Origin of the sequence: Brevibacterium sanguinis, assembly GCF_003315415.1 — a bacterium.
GTDB lineage: Bacteria > Actinomycetota > Actinomycetes > Actinomycetales > Brevibacteriaceae > Brevibacterium > Brevibacterium celere_A.
Map to the genome: position 1 here is coordinate 12,823 of NZ_QNSB01000004.1, position 15,739 is coordinate 28,561.

Annotated in this window: 15 protein-coding genes; 3 read left to right on the forward strand and 12 right to left on the reverse strand. The window is 62.5% G+C overall.

What is annotated here, in order from left to right; genetic code table 11:
- Positions 1 to 37 precede the first annotated feature (37 nt).
- From DFO65_RS06480 to DFO65_RS16935, 8 genes are all read right to left on the reverse strand, one after another.
- Positions 38 to 1,834 (reverse strand): glycosyltransferase, encoded by a 1,797-nt coding sequence (locus DFO65_RS06480; protein ID WP_113903623.1) that lies wholly within the window; start codon positions 1,832 to 1,834, stop codon positions 38 to 40.
- 74 nt (positions 1,835 to 1,908) lie between these two features.
- Positions 1,909 to 3,363, reverse strand: a complete 1,455-nt coding sequence (locus DFO65_RS06485; protein ID WP_113903624.1) for a glycosyltransferase family 2 protein — start codon at positions 3,361 to 3,363, stop codon at positions 1,909 to 1,911.
- 34 nt (positions 3,364 to 3,397) lie between these two features.
- The gene (tagD, locus tag DFO65_RS06490) at positions 3,398 to 3,787 is read right to left on the reverse strand and encodes a glycerol-3-phosphate cytidylyltransferase (protein ID WP_113903896.1); all 390 of its coding nucleotides are present in this window, start codon (positions 3,785 to 3,787) and stop codon (positions 3,398 to 3,400) included.
- Between the two features lie 121 nt (positions 3,788 to 3,908).
- Positions 3,909 to 5,156, reverse strand: a complete 1,248-nt coding sequence (locus DFO65_RS06495) for a CDP-glycerol glycerophosphotransferase family protein (protein WP_113903625.1) — start codon at positions 5,154 to 5,156, stop codon at positions 3,909 to 3,911.
- A gap of 40 nt (positions 5,157 to 5,196) precedes the next feature.
- Entirely contained in the window at positions 5,197 to 5,415 is a 219-nt protein-coding gene (locus DFO65_RS06500; protein ID WP_113903626.1) for a PI-PLC domain-containing protein, read from the reverse strand.
- Between the two features lie 364 nt (positions 5,416 to 5,779).
- A complete protein-coding gene (locus DFO65_RS06505; RefSeq protein ID WP_113903627.1) occupies positions 5,780 to 7,804 on the reverse strand; it encodes an AAA family ATPase in 2,025 nt (674 codons plus the stop codon).
- Positions 7,801 to 8,286, reverse strand: a complete 486-nt coding sequence (locus DFO65_RS16930; protein WP_147233288.1) for a hypothetical protein — start codon at positions 8,284 to 8,286, stop codon at positions 7,801 to 7,803. The genes DFO65_RS06505 and DFO65_RS16930 overlap by 4 nt, the downstream gene beginning before the upstream one ends.
- A complete protein-coding gene (locus tag DFO65_RS16935; protein ID WP_147233290.1) occupies positions 8,283 to 9,098 on the reverse strand; it encodes a hypothetical protein in 816 nt (271 codons plus the stop codon). The genes DFO65_RS16930 and DFO65_RS16935 overlap by 4 nt, the downstream gene beginning before the upstream one ends.
- A 738-nt stretch (positions 9,099 to 9,836) precedes the next feature.
- On the opposite strand from DFO65_RS16935, the gene DFO65_RS06510 reads away from it, so the two are divergent.
- The 3 genes from DFO65_RS06510 (at position 9,837) to DFO65_RS06520 (ending at position 11,988) form a co-directional block, all read left to right on the forward strand.
- Positions 9,837 to 10,901 carry a magnesium and cobalt transport protein CorA gene (locus tag DFO65_RS06510; protein ID WP_245940507.1) on the forward strand — a complete coding sequence of 355 codons (1,065 nt, stop codon included), beginning with the start codon at positions 9,837 to 9,839 and terminating at the stop codon, positions 10,899 to 10,901.
- 86 nt (positions 10,902 to 10,987) lie between these two features.
- The gene (locus DFO65_RS06515; protein WP_113903629.1) at positions 10,988 to 11,644 is read left to right on the forward strand and encodes an HdeD family acid-resistance protein; all 657 of its coding nucleotides are present in this window, start codon (positions 10,988 to 10,990) and stop codon (positions 11,642 to 11,644) included.
- Positions 11,641 to 11,988, forward strand: coding sequence for a DUF4440 domain-containing protein (locus DFO65_RS06520; protein ID WP_113903630.1), 348 nt, complete (start codon positions 11,641 to 11,643; stop codon positions 11,986 to 11,988). Before DFO65_RS06515 ends, DFO65_RS06520 begins: the two co-directional genes overlap by 4 nt.
- Before the next feature lie 19 nt (positions 11,989 to 12,007).
- Here the strand turns inward: DFO65_RS06520 and DFO65_RS06525 are convergent, their stop codons facing one another.
- The 4 genes from DFO65_RS06525 to DFO65_RS06540 all read right to left on the reverse strand — a co-directional run bounded on the left by DFO65_RS06525 (position 12,008) and on the right by DFO65_RS06540 (position 15,622).
- Positions 12,008 to 13,009 (reverse strand): cation diffusion facilitator family transporter, encoded by a 1,002-nt coding sequence (locus DFO65_RS06525; RefSeq protein WP_113903631.1) that lies wholly within the window; start codon positions 13,007 to 13,009, stop codon positions 12,008 to 12,010.
- Complete coding sequence (locus DFO65_RS06530) at positions 13,006 to 13,518, reverse strand: transglycosylase SLT domain-containing protein (protein ID WP_245940508.1); 513 nt, start codon at positions 13,516 to 13,518, stop codon at positions 13,006 to 13,008. The genes DFO65_RS06525 and DFO65_RS06530 overlap by 4 nt, the downstream gene beginning before the upstream one ends.
- A 100-nt stretch (positions 13,519 to 13,618) precedes the next feature.
- Positions 13,619 to 14,467, reverse strand: coding sequence for a serine hydrolase (locus DFO65_RS06535; protein ID WP_113903632.1), 849 nt, complete (start codon positions 14,465 to 14,467; stop codon positions 13,619 to 13,621).
- A gap of 42 nt (positions 14,468 to 14,509) precedes the next feature.
- Positions 14,510 to 15,622: a carboxylate-amine ligase gene (locus DFO65_RS06540; protein WP_113903633.1), complete on the reverse strand. Its 1,113-nt coding sequence runs from the start codon at positions 15,620 to 15,622 to the stop codon at positions 14,510 to 14,512.
- Positions 15,623 to 15,739: the final 117 nt, after the last annotated feature.

Genomic DNA, 15,739 nt, shown 5'->3' on the forward strand with positions numbered 1-15,739 from the left:
AAACGAGGCAGAAGCCACGCCCCTTCCGTGCGACCGCTCACACGATCTTGATGCTGAGATTGCCCTTGACGGTTCGGTACGGGCGAATCCTGCCGTACACTACGTCCACGGCGGCGGAGGAGCACGCTACCCGATGCCGCGCGATTCCACTTCCGTCCCAGTGCTGCAGCCATGCATCGAGGATCGCGCCCTTCGGCAGCTTCACGATGTCTCCGATCGGGAAGGAGCACAGGTCCCCGATCGGAGACGAGAACGAGTACAGCGAGTCCCGTGCGCTGAGGACGATCCGCGCATCGTGGGCGTTCGTCAGCTCTCCGACCGGTTTGAGTCGAATGCGCAGGTGCTCGCCATCGACCGACACGTCCGACGCGACCACCGTCGACCGCACCGCCGTCGTTGGTCGTCTTCGCGGCCTGGTGACGTCTCCCAGCAGATCCATCCAGCGTTCGGTGACGCTTTCGTCGCTGAACGTCCGAGCCTTGACGGCCGCCTCGTTGCGCATCGCGGTGATCTCCGAAGGACTCAGCCCGATCAGCTTCGTGATCGCGCCCGCGATGCCGTCGACGTTCGATGCCAGGTAGCCGTTGACTCCGTCGTCGACGATGTCGGAAGGGCCGTAGCGCACGTCGTAGGCGATCGGGACGCATCCTTGCGCCATCGCTTCGATGAGCACCACACCCATGCCTTCGAAGGAACTGGTGAGGAGGATGAACGAGTAGTGCTTGAGCTCCTCGGCGGCATTGTCGACATACCCCTTGAAGGACACGCGATCAGTGAGAACCGGATCAGCCGCGACCATCTTCTCGAGCTCGTCCCGCCGGTCCCCGTCTCCGACGATGTCGAGCTGGACTGCGGAGTCGACCCGGCCGACGGCGGAGATCGCATGATCGACTCTCTTCTGCCCTGTCAGTCGCGCAACGACGACCCCTTGATTGGCAGGCCGCTGGTCGCTTCCGAAACTCTCTGTGCCATCGACCGAGGTCGAATTCGGTATGACATAGAGATTCGGTGAATCGCCGAATGACTCCACGAAATCCTGCTTCTGTTTCTCGGTGAGGAAGATGAGGAAATCGAACTTGTGCCAGTTCTTGAGTATCTCGAGCCGCGACTTGGTGAATGGGCCGTGCGAATTCGTGGCCCGCGGCTCGATATGAGTGTTGTGAAGCACCTGGCCGAGCCGGACGTTCTCTCGGTGATATCGATGGAGGAAAGTGGCGATGTACTTCGATTCGTTGATGAGCACAGCGGTCCCATCACCGATGGCCTTGTCCAGCCAGGCGAAGTAGAAGTCGCGGGCCCTGTTGAACTCAGCGACGTAATGGCCCTTCTCATCGACGAGGATCAGCCGCCTGACCGGACCCGAACGATCGTCGGCCAGGTACACCGAACCGTCACCCCTGAGGTGGTCGACTCGCATGATCTCACCGTGGGCATCGGTGTACTCGATGTAGCGCTTCTCGACCGTCGAGTCCCAATTGGCCGCTGCCTTCGGTACTCCGCCGACGCCCCTCAGACCGCCGAGGGACCTGAGCTCCTTCCGGTCGAAGGCGGACACTTCATCCCACGCGTTGCGCAGATGCATTCCATCGACCATCTCACCGGCGGCCTCCAACCGGGCACGCGCCTCGGCGACATCGAGCTTGTAGTCGAGGGTGAGGATATCGACATCGAGGCCACTCAGCCTGACGAAGTTCCGAGACCGTCGCAGCATCACCTTCGTCAGTCCGCCGTACTCCTGAGGAATCGACCACGTGAGGTCGAAGATGCGCCTGACCGGTCCACCGCTCGTGTCGGAGGGCGTGGTCTTGCGGCGGAGAAGACGCATGAAGCGCATCAGTGCTTTTCCTTGCAGTGGGCGAAGTGAACAACAACTCTGTTGCCGAGTGAGAGTTTTACTCGAATGCTATCTCACGGTTTTTCCACTCGCTCGAGGACCCGCGTGAGGACACTCCGGGCGCCGAGGCCCAGGCGGATGTTGAGACCGCCGAGGACGGTCGGGAACACCTCGGTTCCAGGGAGCAGCCGATGGGACTGTGGGGCCACGTCGGCAGCCAGGCCGACCCGCAGGACCTTCGTCTCGGTTCCCTGCGAATCGAGTGCGGAGGCATAGAGCTTCACGGACCTGTGGCGCAGAAGCGGGGCGAGGGGAATGCGCACGCTGAATCGTTTCGCAGCGTTGGCCACGGTCTCGGTGATCTCGGGCCCGAGTGTGGCCGCCACCTCGGAGATCGTATCGGCACCGTGTCTCAGCTGGATGACGAGGCGGTCGAAATCCTCCGTGGCCATGAGGGCCGTGGCAATGCCATTCAACTCCACATGGAAGGCTCCGACACGGACCTCGTCGACCTCGGCGACGACGACGGGGTTGCGGAAGCTCTGCCTGCCCACCGCTTCGACGAGTGCGGGTACCGGACGGCGCAGGCTCCAGACGCGAGCGAGGTTCGTCGGCGTGTAGAACTCATGCAGCCTCTCCGGGAGGGCGAACTCATGGACGAGGCGGGATGCCTCACGGATCCACCCGAGCCGGTAGTTGAGCGACCTCTTCCCGAAATGCCCGTTAAATCGCAGGAGGGTGACTCGGCGGAAGTAGTCGGCCATCGCCTCACGGCGCTGCGCGTCGTCCCACGGACCGCTGCGCAGAGGCTCGAGGCTCTTCTTGATCCCCTCGGCATGCAGCTCTGCCGAGACGCCCGAGTGACTGATGTGACCCGTTCCCGCTCCGTGGTTGTACACGAAATAGTAGGTGCGGTCGGCGAGGATCGAGACCCGGGAGGCCAGCGAGTACGCGCGGAAGCAGAACTGAGCGTCCTCGAGGCGGATCTTGTGCTCCGGGAACCTCACGTCGTGGGCGTTGAGGAATTCGCGTCTGAACAGCTTGAAGCAGAAGTTGGACCTGACGAGCTTGCGGATATCACCGTCGACCTGGGTCGACTCGAACACATCGGCGTGGGTGTGCCGACCTCCGCGTCCTTCGATCCCGACGAGGACGACGTCGCTGTCGTGCTCGTCGGCAAAGGCGACGGCCGAGCCCAGGCAGTCGCCGTCGAGCTGGTCGTCGGCGTCGTGGAAGAAGACGTAGTCCCCGAGTGCATGATCGAGTCCGGTGTTGCGGGGAGCGCCCGCCCACCCCGAGTTCTTCTGATGGATGACCGTGAGGTTCCGGTGCAGCGACTCCAGCTCGGCGAGGACCTCGACTGTTCCGTCCGTCGACCCGTCGTTGACGACGATCACCTCTGTCCGCCCGCCGGGGACGGTCTGCCGGACCGCACCCTCGATGGCGGTGCGGATGTGGTCGGGGTTGTTGTAGACGGGAATGATGATCGACAGGCGGATGGGCTCGTCGGTCGACGCCGCTGTGGTCATGCTGCTCCGTGCTTCTCCGTTCTCGGTGGACAGGTCAGGAGCCGGCGAGTTCGCTCTTGATCCTCGTGGTCGAGATCTCGGGAGTGCGCGGAAGGTAGATCACTTCGCACTTGTCCTTGAGGAAGTCGAACTTGCCCTCCCAGTCATCGCCCATGACGAAGGCGTCGATGTGGTACTTCTCGACGTCGGAGACCTTCTGCTCCCAGTTGTCCTCCGGGATGACGAGATCGACGTAGCGGATGGCCTCGAGCATGTGCTTGCGCTCTTCGTAGGAGAAGTACGACTTCTTTCCCTTGCCCGCGTTGAACTCGTCACTGGACAGAGCGACGACCAGGTAGTCGCCCTGCTCCTTGCAGCGCTGGAGCAGGCGGATATGCCCGTAGTGAAGCAGGTCGAACGTGCCGTAGGTGATGACTCGACGCATCTGTGCACCCATCCAAAAAATCAGGCCCCGGTCATCGGGGCCACGAACGTACTGAGAATTCAGCCCAAGTTTACCATTCTGCAAGAATCGATCCCGAACCGTTCGCCTCCCTCGCCTCGGCTCATCGGTCCCGACTGTCCAGCTCGGTGCTGCGGACGTCGATGACCTGGGCACTCGCCTCGATGAATCGGCGGATCTGATTCCCCGCCGCGGTATCTCCCAGGTACTCGAAGGCGTTGGCATCAGCGTTGTCGTCGGCGACGGCCGCTGTGGTGATCGCCACGATGTCGGAGGCCGTCTCGCTCGTCACGGTCGGGCAGCGGTCGAACAGTCCCCCGGCGAGCACCTCGGCGCCCGGATCGTCCGGAGCGATCATCACGAGCGGCTTGTGTGTCGAGAGCCAGTCGAAGGCCACTGACGACATCTCGGCAAGCGCGACGTCGGCGACATCGAACTGCCACGACACCTCCGGAGTCGAATCGAGGAAACCCCGCGGGTGCTCGGTGACGATGCCCTTCACCCGTTCGAGCGCCGAGGCGAAGCGCCGGTCGAGGACTCCCGTGCGCGGGTGCGGGCGGAAGATCACCCGGTATCCCGATTCGAGCAGCCCTGTCACCAGGGTCTCCCCGGTGCCGGGGAGGGTTCCGTACGCCATCGCCGGGGAGTCGCCCTCCCAGGTCGGCGCGAAGAAGACTGTGGGACCGGCGGGTGCCTGCGCATCGAAGCGCTCCCACTCCCGCGGGATGTGCCGAGGCCGATCGAGCTGGGGGCGGCCGACGTCGAGCATCCGGTCCTCGACCATGCCGATGAGGTTGTCGGTGATCCTCTTCCTCGCGGCGTGGCCGGCGGTGAAGACGTAGTCGTAGGCCTTGAGCTGGTTGGAGATCATCGAGATCTTCTCGCTCTCCCCATGGCTGAGGTGGACATGGGCCGGGCGTGGGAAGCGCAGTCCGGGGAAGTTGCCCTTGGCCTGGTTGACGTAGAAGACCAGCCGCAGGCTGGGCGCCTCCATGAACGTATCGAGTCCTCGGCTCAGTCGCGAGAACCTCACCGGCAGCTGCGTGCGCGAACGGATGTGCAGTGCCACCTTCGCATCGCGGACGAAGACGGCGACGGAGTCCCTGCCCAGTCGCTCCGCAAGCTGCTCGAAGGGCCACAGCCACTGGTCGAGCTGGTAGACCGAGCTCATGTCGGAGGAGAAGTAGACGGCGGCAGTGAAGGCGTCCTCGCCTCGAGGGGACAGATCCGCGGGCAGACGAGCCTCCGTCAGTCGGGAGGTCACCATCGTCGAGCCGACGGTGAGGGCCTTCTTCGCCATCGTCAGGCCCTGTGTTGCGCGTCTTGTCAGTTCGCCTCTGGTTGTCGCCATGGCACTATTGTGCCCTGACCACCTTCTCGCTCCCTTGCTGTCATCTCCCGGTCCAGGGATCATCCGTGAAGTAGCCGGCAACACCCTCGGGCAGTTCAATCGACTCCGCGGAACTGCTCAAGGTGTACGGGACCACATTGAGTCCCGCTTCCTTCAGCGCGTTCATATCGTCTGCTGGCATGGACTTGGAAGGACCGACCCAGGTGATTCCGCTTCGCACGATCTCCTCAGGAGACTGCTCCGGCAGCTTGTCCCCCATCAGATACAGACTGTTGAAATTCCGCTCGGCCGCAGTTTTCGCCGTCGGCCAATCGAATGACTGAACGATGAGAGTTTCCTTCTGTCAGTGAAAACTTCGGATTGCGGTGACCACCGCGTGTCGCGAACCACAGTAAGTTAAACCACTCGCACGAACATACCAATTACATCGCGTATGCCGCTCTTACCAAATAGCTGCATCGAGGATAAACAATTAATGAGCGTAACAATCATACCTCGCGACGACAATCACAGACTCACTCACGCCAGGGTGCCGACACCCTACCAGCATTGCACGAGGCTTTCGTGGTCGCCGGTAGTACGGAAAGTTCCCACTGCATCCCTGAAACTTTTGGACGCGTCGGTTAGACGTGCTTAAGAAGCTTCTCGCCTGGAGCGAGCAATAGAAGGTATGCGGGGTTGTCAGCAAGCATTTCCTTGAGGCTGTCCTCCGGCTCGCTCGTCGCAAAAAGAACCTGCGCTCCTTCCTCTCCGGCGCGCGAGGCGTATGCGAGCAGTGCGGCATAGCTGTCCCTTGCAGCGTCCTGTTGACGGGGCTCGTCAAAAACCAAGATTCCCAAATGGCGGCCTCCGGTTTCCTGTCCGACTTCGAGCAAGCCGAAGAGGTACGCCCAGATAAGTCTAATCATGTCACTAGCAGACAGGTCGAATCCCAGATCAAAGCCTTCGTGCACGGGCCTGTATGTAGTTGTGTCTATTTCGATTTCGCTAGGATTCAGAGACTGGAATCGGTACGATGCGAGCTGCGTGCGAACGGAATGCTGAAGCCGTTCAATACGCCCACGGTCTGCTTGGGACAGATCGTCCGTCTCTAGACTCTTGAGGAACCCACGTTGCTTCACCCAGCGTTCGCGAAGATGTTCGACCTCACGTCGCGAGACTTCCAAAGTTTCCTTCAGCTCGTCGAGTTCCTCAATACGGCCTTCTAGCCTAAGCCTCTGAGCAATAGCGGCTACGGAGGGGCTGCTATTGGGAGCCTTGAGGGTGTCTCGTGCGGCTCGAATCTCAGAACGGTAATCATGGATCTCGGTTGCAAGACTTTGCTCGCGGGCAAGCATCGCGGCGATGACGCGCTGGTGATCGTCGTGGACGTTCTTGAATGTGGAAATCTGCTGCTCGATGAACTTGATGCTCTCGGCGGAGGTCATCGCGTGGGTCGAAATATCGGCACCATCCTCGAGGTGCTGGTGGCATGTTGGACAAACATGCTCGGCCAGGAGCGCGTGCGCGTGCTGCGATCCAAGCCTTTCTAGGACTTGGGTGTCCTTATGCTTTTGAAGATCCTCTTGCAACGCTTCAAGACGCAGCTGAGTCTGTTGGTTCTGACGCTCAAGTTCTTCACGTTCCTCAGCAATAGAGGCAGATACGGCGAGCGCCTGCCGAAGCGAGTGTTCAGTCTGCTGCAGGTTCGACTCAACCTCTCGAGCCGAACTACCGGCCGTGGGCACCGGGCTAGCCTCGAGTTGCGCCAGTTCGGCGCGCAAAATAGTGATCGCCTGAGCAAGGTCCTTCCACTCACCATTGAGGACTACCCGTGGAACGATTCCTTCTTGCGGGGTGACGTGTGAGATTCTCTTCGGAAGGTTCTGTAAGACCACACGGCTGACCCGCGCAGCCTCAGACAGCTTACTAACAGCTCCCTGCCAGTCGGCTTCGAGCTCGCTCAAGGAAGAACGCACCCTCTGACGTTGGAGGATCCGGTCGAGCGATTCAAGGCCAAGGATGTACTCCGCAGATCGTTTGCCAACGTCCCGTATTCCGAGGTAAGTGGGGATCCTTGCTTGGACGCCAGCCCAACCGTGCTTCTGCTCGACGTAGAAGTAGGGGAAAAGTGTTTCAAGGTAGAGCGGGCCCTCGCTCCCATCCATTCGAGTGACGCGAGGCAGTTTCAATTCAAGAAAATCAGCTAAGTACCGATGAAATCCGAGAACATTCTGAGCGCCGCCACTAAGACGGACAAAGTAATCTTCACGGCGATTCTTGGGAGCGACGGTAAGCTCTGGACCGTAAGCAACTGTCACGAGGTTTCTGTCGCGCACGCGATCCACAACTGACCGCATTATCGTAATGATGTCACCGCGAGCATTTTCGATTTCGAGTGCCACGTAAGACTCAACTACGGACCGCAGTTCACCGTCAATTTCAATAGAGGCGGTCATGGCGTGTGCCAGAGGTATGCGGCGAGACGGACTAAGCATGCCTTCGAGGCCGAGTGCATAAACGATAGCTTGCAGGGCAGTCGACTTACCAGAGGTATTGTCAGCTCTGATTATATTGAGCCCCTCTCGGAAGTCGAGCTTCCGTTCAGCAACGCCGAACTCGGTACGTACAAACAACTTCAATGATCGAAGGCGCATCTTTGGGTTCATGTCCACTCCAGGAGCTCGCGGATCCGACGCTGGTTGATAGATTTTGGTAAATTTGCGAGGAATGCTTTTTCAGTCACCAGAACTGAAGAGTCATTTTTCACTGATTCTGCAAGAGCGGAACCTGTTTCAGTGAGTTTTATAAGACCCGTTGCGGTCCGTTCAGCCAGCCCCTGTCCGAGCGCGAGATCGACCGCAACCGTCAGGGAAGGATCGAATCTCACCAGTAGTTCATCGGGGCTCTTTTTTCCTTCGAACCATTTTAGAAACAGCGATCGACTTCTCGACGTCCGTATTGCCCACCAAAGAACGTGAAGATGCGGCAGTGCAAGAGACTTCGAACGCCCCTTTGCGAGAAGAAGAGAAAGGACGGAAAGACGCCAGCTAGTGCGAAAGTCTCCAGGGATACTAACCGATCGCTTCGTAAATCGAGGACTTGCCGGAACGGACATGAAAAAATCTTCGAGGTCTTGAAGTTCGCTCAAGGTATCGCCTCGAAATCCAAAGGACAACGCATTAACCAGTCCGCCACAGCCGACCAAGCCAACATTCCCGCAGTGGAATCGCTAAGCATCGGAAAGTCAGTCCGCAATGCTTTCGCAAACTCTCTCGAAATTTCAACTAATTTGCCTTGCGTGTCATTGAATCCGGGTGGGTATTCCAGAGCGAGAAGATCCTCTCTCTGAGCTCGCGCAGCAATAACTCCTCGATGAACCTCAGGCGACGCGGTGCGTAAACGCTCGAGCGTGTTCTCTCCTTTGAGGTACTGCTTCGTGAGCGACTCTATTGCAGAGTCGATAGTTCCAGGTGAAGTTCCGATCTTCTCGAGCTTTGCGTATGCCGTGTTGCGTAGATCCGAATTCCCCTCAGACCAAGTCCAACGATCGTCCTCCGTCACTTCAGGTGGTTCCACAAGTGGCGCCGGAATCGCATGCAGTGCTTCTCGCTCTGCCGCATAGTCGTCGTCTGTTTCGATTACAATCTGGAAGCCAGGGTGCACGAATGGTAATTCCCAGCCCACGACTTCTGACGATTTTGCGGACGCATGACTAATGAGCTGCCGTGAATCATGACGGTGCACAAGAAACACATATCTATGCAATTCAACATTTCCGAGCAGTTTACTCATATCTCTCTTGTTGGATCGGAGTTTACCTAGATCCGTAGTCAGCTTATCGCGTTGTTTCACATAACGAGCTTGTGCCGTGAGCGGCTCTTCCGCTGCGTAACACTGGTAAGCGACGCCATCGAGCGAAAATGCCTCGATGCCAAGGTCGCCCTGATTTCTGTCAGGCACGAGCTGCAGGCTATGAGGACTAGACGCGACGTATCGCTTCTGGAGAAGCATGATGCAGTAGTCCTGCCACTCACGCCCGTTCCATGCACGAGTCACACCGCCTCCGTTCTACTCCGTTTGGTATTCTCTAGTTTGTCCTGAGCGTACTGGCTCTGCCGCCCTTAGCCCAACTCGTCCAATTAGCGGCGGCTGCTTCGAAGTTTCGTGATGCCGGTTGCTTCTATGATCAAGCCTTCGATCACATCGCTAGCTTGTGATTCTACTTTCCGAGTGGGACACAGGACCGCGTGTCGCCGCGGTGTGGGCGGGAATCCAACCCTAAATGGCCTCTCAGACTCGACGGATCGTGCACACCCGGCGTCTATTCAGCTGGGACCGGCAGACTCCTCAGTAGCCGTATGGCCGCGAGGACGAGGCCTGATTCCGGAGCAGTCTCATTCACCCGCACCAGTCTCGCGCTACGAGCGCTGTCGCCGTTGTTACAGGTGTCCGACTGACGGCTCAGAACATGACGAAGCCCAGGTCAGAAACAGTGTCTAACGGGAGCCCATAATCGGGCTAGCGGTGCCTGGCTGGCGTGATTCGAACCCACCTCCACCTAAACCCTAGTCAATGGTCATGTTCGCAAATTCCCTAAGATCACTGTGGATCGGGAACTCCAAGTCTGCTGAGACCACAAGTCACATAGGCGTAAACACGTTCCTCCACGTCACCTCGGCGAGGCTTAGAGTTGGGGTCATGTCGGATCCAACCAGCACTGATGAGCAGCCCGCCCCCATGGTCCTCAGCCGTCGCATCGTCGACGGCGAGGAGCAGGACGTCCTCATCTCCTCCTCGTTCGCCGAGGCCGTCGACCGGAACTCCTCGGGCACCTCGGCGGGCATGACCCGCTACCTCATCCCCCACTCCTCGACCGAGCTCATGGACGAGATCATCGCGACCTGGGACCTCCACCCGGTTCTCGCCGAGGACCTCCACCACGCGAAGCAGCGCCCCAAGCTGGAGCGCTACGACGGGGTGCTCTTCTTCGTGTTCAAGAACGTCTTCTACCTCGACGACACGGAGGAGGTCGAGTTCAGCGAGATCCACGTTCTCGCCAAGGACGATTCCCTCGTCATCATCTGCCAGGGCAACCGCTTCCTCGACGGCACACCCATCCCGGCCGACCGCGACGAGCTCGATCGGTTCTTCCGCAACACGGAATGGGTCCACGCCGAGGACAAGGACCTCCTCGCCCTCGGGACCGACACCCTGATCTACCGCCTCCTCGACGCCACCGTGGACGGCTACTTCCCGGTCCTCGACGGGCTGCAGGAGGACAAGGACGAGATCGAGAGCCAGGTCTTCAGCGGAGACGTCGCCGCCACCGAGCGCATCTACCGCCTCAGTCAGGAGGTCATCGACCTCGTCCACGCCACCATGTCGCTCAAGCGGGTGAGCGAGGCGCTCAACGCCCGCGTCGACGATGACACGATCCCGGGCGAGCTCAAGCCCTACTTCGGCGACCTCGACGACCACCTCACCCGCGTCGTCGCCGAGGCCACGGAGATGCGCAACTCCCTGTCGCAGATCCTCGAGGTCAACTCCGCGCTCATCGCGCAACGGCAGAACGAGGACATGAAGAAGATCTCCGGCTGGGCGGCGATCATCTTCGCGCCCACCGTCATCGGGGCGATCTACGGGATGAACTTCGACAACATGCCGGAACTGCAGTGGACGTACGGCTATCCCCTGGCCGTCGCGGCCATGATCGTCGCCGCCGTCCTCCTCTACGTCGTGTTCCGGGTGAAGAAGTGGATGTGAGAGTCCTGCCGCCGAGGCCCCTGCCGCATCGGGAGTGTCTCCGTTAGACTCGCAAGGACAACGGACCTTTCCTCGAAGGAGCTTCGATGTCCTCATTTCCCACCTCCGGCGATCCCGATGCCCGCGACACAGGACGCGACGAACTCGGCTCCCCTCTGCTGCCGCCCGGCGCCCCGCAGTCCCTGCTCACCGACCTTGCCAGGGGCGTGTTCTGGATCGTCGTCCTCCGCGGCGTCCTCGCCGTCCTGTTCGGTCTGCTCCTGCTCTTCGCTCCGGCGCTCGTCGCCATCGCGGTCGGCGTCTACATCGGCGTGTGGCTCGTCATCGACGGGATCCTCACGATCGTCAACGCCAATGCCGCCCGCAGGCGTGGCCTGCCGTGGGGCTGGGAGCTGACCGCAGGCATCGCCTACATCGTCGCCGGCATCCTCATCATGCTCGCGCCCGCGATGTTCACCGTCGTCACCGGGGCCGTCCTCCTGTGGCTGCTCGCCTTCGGCATGCTGATCCGCGGAATCCTCACACTCGCCTCGACGTCCTTCCGGGGCTGGTCGAAGGCCCTCGGCGTCCTCGACATCGTCTTCGCCGTCATCGTCATGATCATGCTCTTCGTCTCCCCCGGAGCCACGGTCGCGGCGCTCCTGTGGGTCATCGCGGTCTACACGATCGTCCTCGGGGTCGCGCTCATCGCCATGGCGATCGTCGCCCGCTCGCAGGCGAAGAGGGAAGGGGCGGCCCGATGACCTCCATCGAGACGCTCGAGGCCGTCGAGAGGCGGCTGTCGAGCGGGGACATCGACTGCTACCGCGAGGTGTGCGACCCGGGCAGCGTCTTCATCATGCCCGGCATGGTCGCCACCCTCACCGAGGCGATTGCCGGGCTCGAGCAGACCCCGCCGTGGGATGAGTTCGAGCTGTCCCGGCTGCGCTGCATCGAGCTCTCCGACACCGCAGCCGCGTTGAGCTACCACTTCTCGGGTCGGCGCGGAGAGCAGACCTACGAGGCGGACATGGTGTCCACCTACGCCCGCCGGCACGGCCGCTGGACGCTGATGATCCACCAGCAGACCCCCAGCTCGGTGAGCTGAGACCGCGGACCCCGCGCTCTCAGCGGCCCTCGAGCAGTCGCGTCGTCGACCCTCCCGGGTCGGCTTCGACGGGAAGCGCGTCGACCGGGACGATGACGACGTCCTGGACCTTCCAATCGAGGGCGGAGATCCCCTGGGATGCCTCCCGGAGATCCTCGAGGAGTGCGCGGTCGTCCTCGGGAACGACGAAGGCCTCGACGTGGAAGACCTGGCCCTGGTCGCGCAGGCGCACGGCGGATTCGGACACCCAGTCGAGCTCCCGCAGGTACTCGACGATCTCGGTCGCCAGCGGATGGTCCTGCTTGTCGTCGTGGGTGCGGGCCCGCCGGTCCATGAGGTCGAGGACCGCGCCCTTGAGGTTGCGGTACCCGTCGAGGACGATGCCCACCGAGATGAACGCGGCGGCCACATAGTCGAGCCACCAGAGCCCGAAGCCGATCCCGAGGACGCCGATGATCGAGGCGACGTTGGTCTGCCAGTCGGCCTTCGCCATGTCCGCGTCGGCATAGAGCGGCTTGTTGTGGATGAGAGGAGCAAGCCGCGCCTTCGCGGGACCGTAGATGAAGACCGGACCGATGACGATGACCGCCATCACCGCGATCATCAGCCATCCCAGCCAGATCGTCGTCCCGAGGAGATGGACGGTTCCGATCGTCGGATGCTCCGCGGTGACGAGGCCCTTCACCGCCTCGAACGCGAGATTGAGTCCGACGACGAGGAGGGCGACCCCGGCGACGAGGTGCCCGATCCCCATCGCCCGGTGCATGCCGTAGGGGAAGTCCCGAGTCGGCTTGCGGCGGACGAAGATCAGGGCGACGAGGAACGCGATCTGCGGGATGAGGGAGAGCATGTCCTCGATCCACGCGGTGCGCATGGCCTGGGAGTTGCCGACGACGAAGGCAACAATGGTGATCGTCACCGTCGTGTACCCGATCGTGAACCACTCCCACTTCACGGCGCTCCGCAGCGCCTGCCGCTGCTCGTCGGGGAGGTCGGACCGTCCGAACTGGTGACCGCTCATGAGCCGACCTCCTCGTCGAGGTATTCCTCGAGTTCGGTGAGGAAGGCATTCTCCCCCATCGGCACGAGGAGGACGAGCTTGCGGCCGTCGGCGCCGGGAATCGTGTCGTAGCCGCGGGTCATGCCCGCCTTCTCGGTCCACGGCGACTTGTCCGTGAAGCCGCCGATGACAAGGTCGAGCTCGTCCTCCTCGAGCATCGCGACCAGGCTCTCCTCACTCGCGACGGTCCATTCGGCTTCGGTGCCGATCTCCGAGGCGAAACCGTGGACGAGATCGGGAAGCGGCCCCGACGGCTCCGCTCCGCGAACGTCGACGAGGCCCGGCTCGGGACTGACGCCCACCCGCATCTCACCGTCGCGGACCCGGTCCAGAGTGCCCTGCGGATCGGCGGGCACGGAGATGCCGCACCCGGTGAGGACGACGGCGGTGAGGACCGCGGCGACCCTGCCCGCCCAACGGCCCGAGCGTCGGCACCTGTGACACGTCGGCTTCATGATCCGGATGTCCATGTGACCATTGTCCTCCAGCTGGACGACTTCGACGGCGTGAAATGCTCGGAGTCGACGACCACCTCGACCTCAGAGCCATCGCAGGCACGCGCTCCCGCGCTCAGCCGATGAGGACGGCGAAGGCCCTGCGGGCGATCTCGACGACGACCTCCTCCGAGGGCGACGGGCAGTCGGTGAACACCGCCAGTCCTCCCACCACCTCGGCGTCGTCGTGCATGATCGCGACGTCGTTGAGGACTCCGTCGCCGCTCGTGCCGGTCTTGTGGACGAGGTCGATCCCGGCGGGGACGACGGCGCCGATCCGCCGGTCGTCGTGCCCCGGCAGCCACGAGAAGAGGGTGCGCCGGTCATCGGGGCCCAGCTGACCGACCGCTTCGAGGGCGAGCGCGGCGAACGATGCCGCGGTCGTCGTGTCGAGCTCGCCGCTGAGCTCATTCATCTCCGTCTCATACCGGTCGAAACGCGTGACGCGGTCGCCGAGGTCCCGGGCGTAGGCGTTGAGTGCGGGCAAGCCGCCGACCTCGTCGATGAGGAGATTGGCCGCGGTGTTGTCGCTGCCGCGTGCGGCCGCCTCGGCGAGCTCTGCGATCGTCGCCGTCGAGTCCTCGTCCTCCCGAGTGAACGGTGAATGGCCGATGAGATCCTCCGCCGTCCAGGTCAGCACCGTGTCGAGGTCGAGACCGCCTCGAGCGCTCTCGCGCAGGGTCAGGGCGGCCAGGGGCAGCTTCATCGTCGAGCACATCCTGATGCGCGTCGTCGGGTCGTGGACCACGGTGCGGCCCTGGTGGGTTCCCCACACCCCGTAGGCGCCCTCGGGCAGATCGGACAGATCAAGCGTCTCGGGCTGAGCGGTGCGCGTCGCCGAGGCGCTCGGAGTCGCCGTCGGACGTGCTGAAGGGTCGGGGCCCGGGGTCCGCGCCAGACAGCCCCCCCAGCAGCGCTGAGGCACCGGCGGCGAGGAGACCGCGACGTGCGATCCGGCCGCCCCTCATCACCGGAGGGTGAGGTCGAGGGCGTGGCGGATGACGTCGCTCAGGTCACCGGAGTCGTCGTGGACGCGCCGCTGGGCCCGGGCACCGGAACCGGTCGTGAGGATGTCGGTGACGACGTCCTCGACATGGTCCCGCTCACCGGTCTCCTCGAGCACCGGCCGGAGCTTGTCGAGCAGTCGGCCCACGACGGCCCGCGCCGGGGCGGGCGAGAGCGTCGTCGGGTCGACGAGGTCGGCCTCGACTCCGTCCCGGCTCGCCTGCCATGTCCACATCCGGAGCAGGTTCGTGCGCACGGGCGCGATCTCGACGCCGTAGTGCCGGTCCCGCGCGGCGGTCTCGACGAGCGCGCGGACGAGGCAGGCGATGACCGCGGCGCGCTCGGCCGTCATGCTGATGTCGGCGACCCGCACCTCGACCGTCTGATAGCGGGCGCTGAGCCTGGCGTCGAAGTAGAGCATGCCGGCATCGAGCGGCACCCCCGAGCCGAGCAGCTGGCGGCAGTGGTCCTCGTAGTCGTCCCGCGACCCGAAGACGTCGGTGGGACCGGTCGCGGGCAGACGGCTGAGGAGCTGATAGCGGTAGCTCGAGTAGTCCGTGTCCACACCCTGCCAGAACGGCGAGTTCGCGCTCAGCGCCAGGAGGGTCGGCAGCCACAGCCTGATCCGGTCGAGCACGCCCACGCCCTCGTCGGTCGACTCGACCTCGACATGGACGTGGAATCCGCACGTCAGATGCTCGAGGGTCGTGAAGCCGAGCTCCTCGCTGATGGCGTCGTAGCGCTCCCCGGGGCTCAGCGTCGACGCCGCGTACCCGGGGATGATCGGGATCGCGAGCAGCCGTCCGCCCACGGCGCCGACGGCCGCCGCGGCCAGGGACCGGCCCTCCCTGATCGCCGAGATCTGATCGTCGAGGGTGGCCTGCGGAGGACACACGACCTCGATCTGCTCCTGCTTGAACTCCGCGGTCAGCTCATGGTCGGTCATGACGTCGACACCCGTGCCCGAGCCGGAGCCGGACTTCGACCTCCGCAGCGCCTCCTCGGCGATGGGCGCCGGGGCCAGGGTCTCGGCGTCGACGATCAGCAGTTCCTCTTCCACTCCGAACGGTCTCACTGCCGGTCCTCTCCTCGCCGATGCCCCTGGGCGAACAGGGGTGGGAATCTCAAGCTACGGCAGAGGACCTTTCCGGGCAATAGCAAGCCCTCTTGTCCCAGCTTTCCCACATCGACC

Bases quoted from the DNA above. Each gene is read 5' to 3' on its own strand.
- DFO65_RS06510 (WP_245940507.1), top strand. From the start codon at position 9,837: ATGTCGGATCCAACCAGCACTGATGAGCAGCCCGCCCCCATGGTCCTC.
- DFO65_RS06515 (WP_113903629.1), top strand. From the start codon at position 10,988: ATGTCCTCATTTCCCACCTCCGGCGATCCCGATGCCCGCGACACAGGA.
- DFO65_RS06495 (WP_113903625.1), bottom strand. From the start codon at position 5,156: ATGGCGACAACCAGAGGCGAACTGACAAGACGCGCAACACAGGGCCTG.
- DFO65_RS06500 (WP_113903626.1), bottom strand. From the start codon at position 5,415: ATGGGGGACAAGCTGCCGGAGCAGTCTCCTGAGGAGATCGTGCGAAGC.
- DFO65_RS06520 (WP_113903630.1), top strand. From the start codon at position 11,641: ATGACCTCCATCGAGACGCTCGAGGCCGTCGAGAGGCGGCTGTCGAGC.
- DFO65_RS06525 (WP_113903631.1), bottom strand. From the start codon at position 13,009: ATGAGCGGTCACCAGTTCGGACGGTCCGACCTCCCCGACGAGCAGCGG.
- DFO65_RS06480 (WP_113903623.1), bottom strand. From the start codon at position 1,834: ATGCGCTTCATGCGTCTTCTCCGCCGCAAGACCACGCCCTCCGACACG.
- DFO65_RS06505 (WP_113903627.1), bottom strand. From the start codon at position 7,804: ATGAACCCAAAGATGCGCCTTCGATCATTGAAGTTGTTTGTACGTACC.
- DFO65_RS06530 (WP_245940508.1), bottom strand. From the start codon at position 13,518: ATGGACATCCGGATCATGAAGCCGACGTGTCACAGGTGCCGACGCTCG.
- tagD (WP_113903896.1), bottom strand. From the start codon at position 3,787: ATGCGTCGAGTCATCACCTACGGCACGTTCGACCTGCTTCACTACGGG.
- DFO65_RS06485 (WP_113903624.1), bottom strand. From the start codon at position 3,363: ATGACCACAGCGGCGTCGACCGACGAGCCCATCCGCCTGTCGATCATC.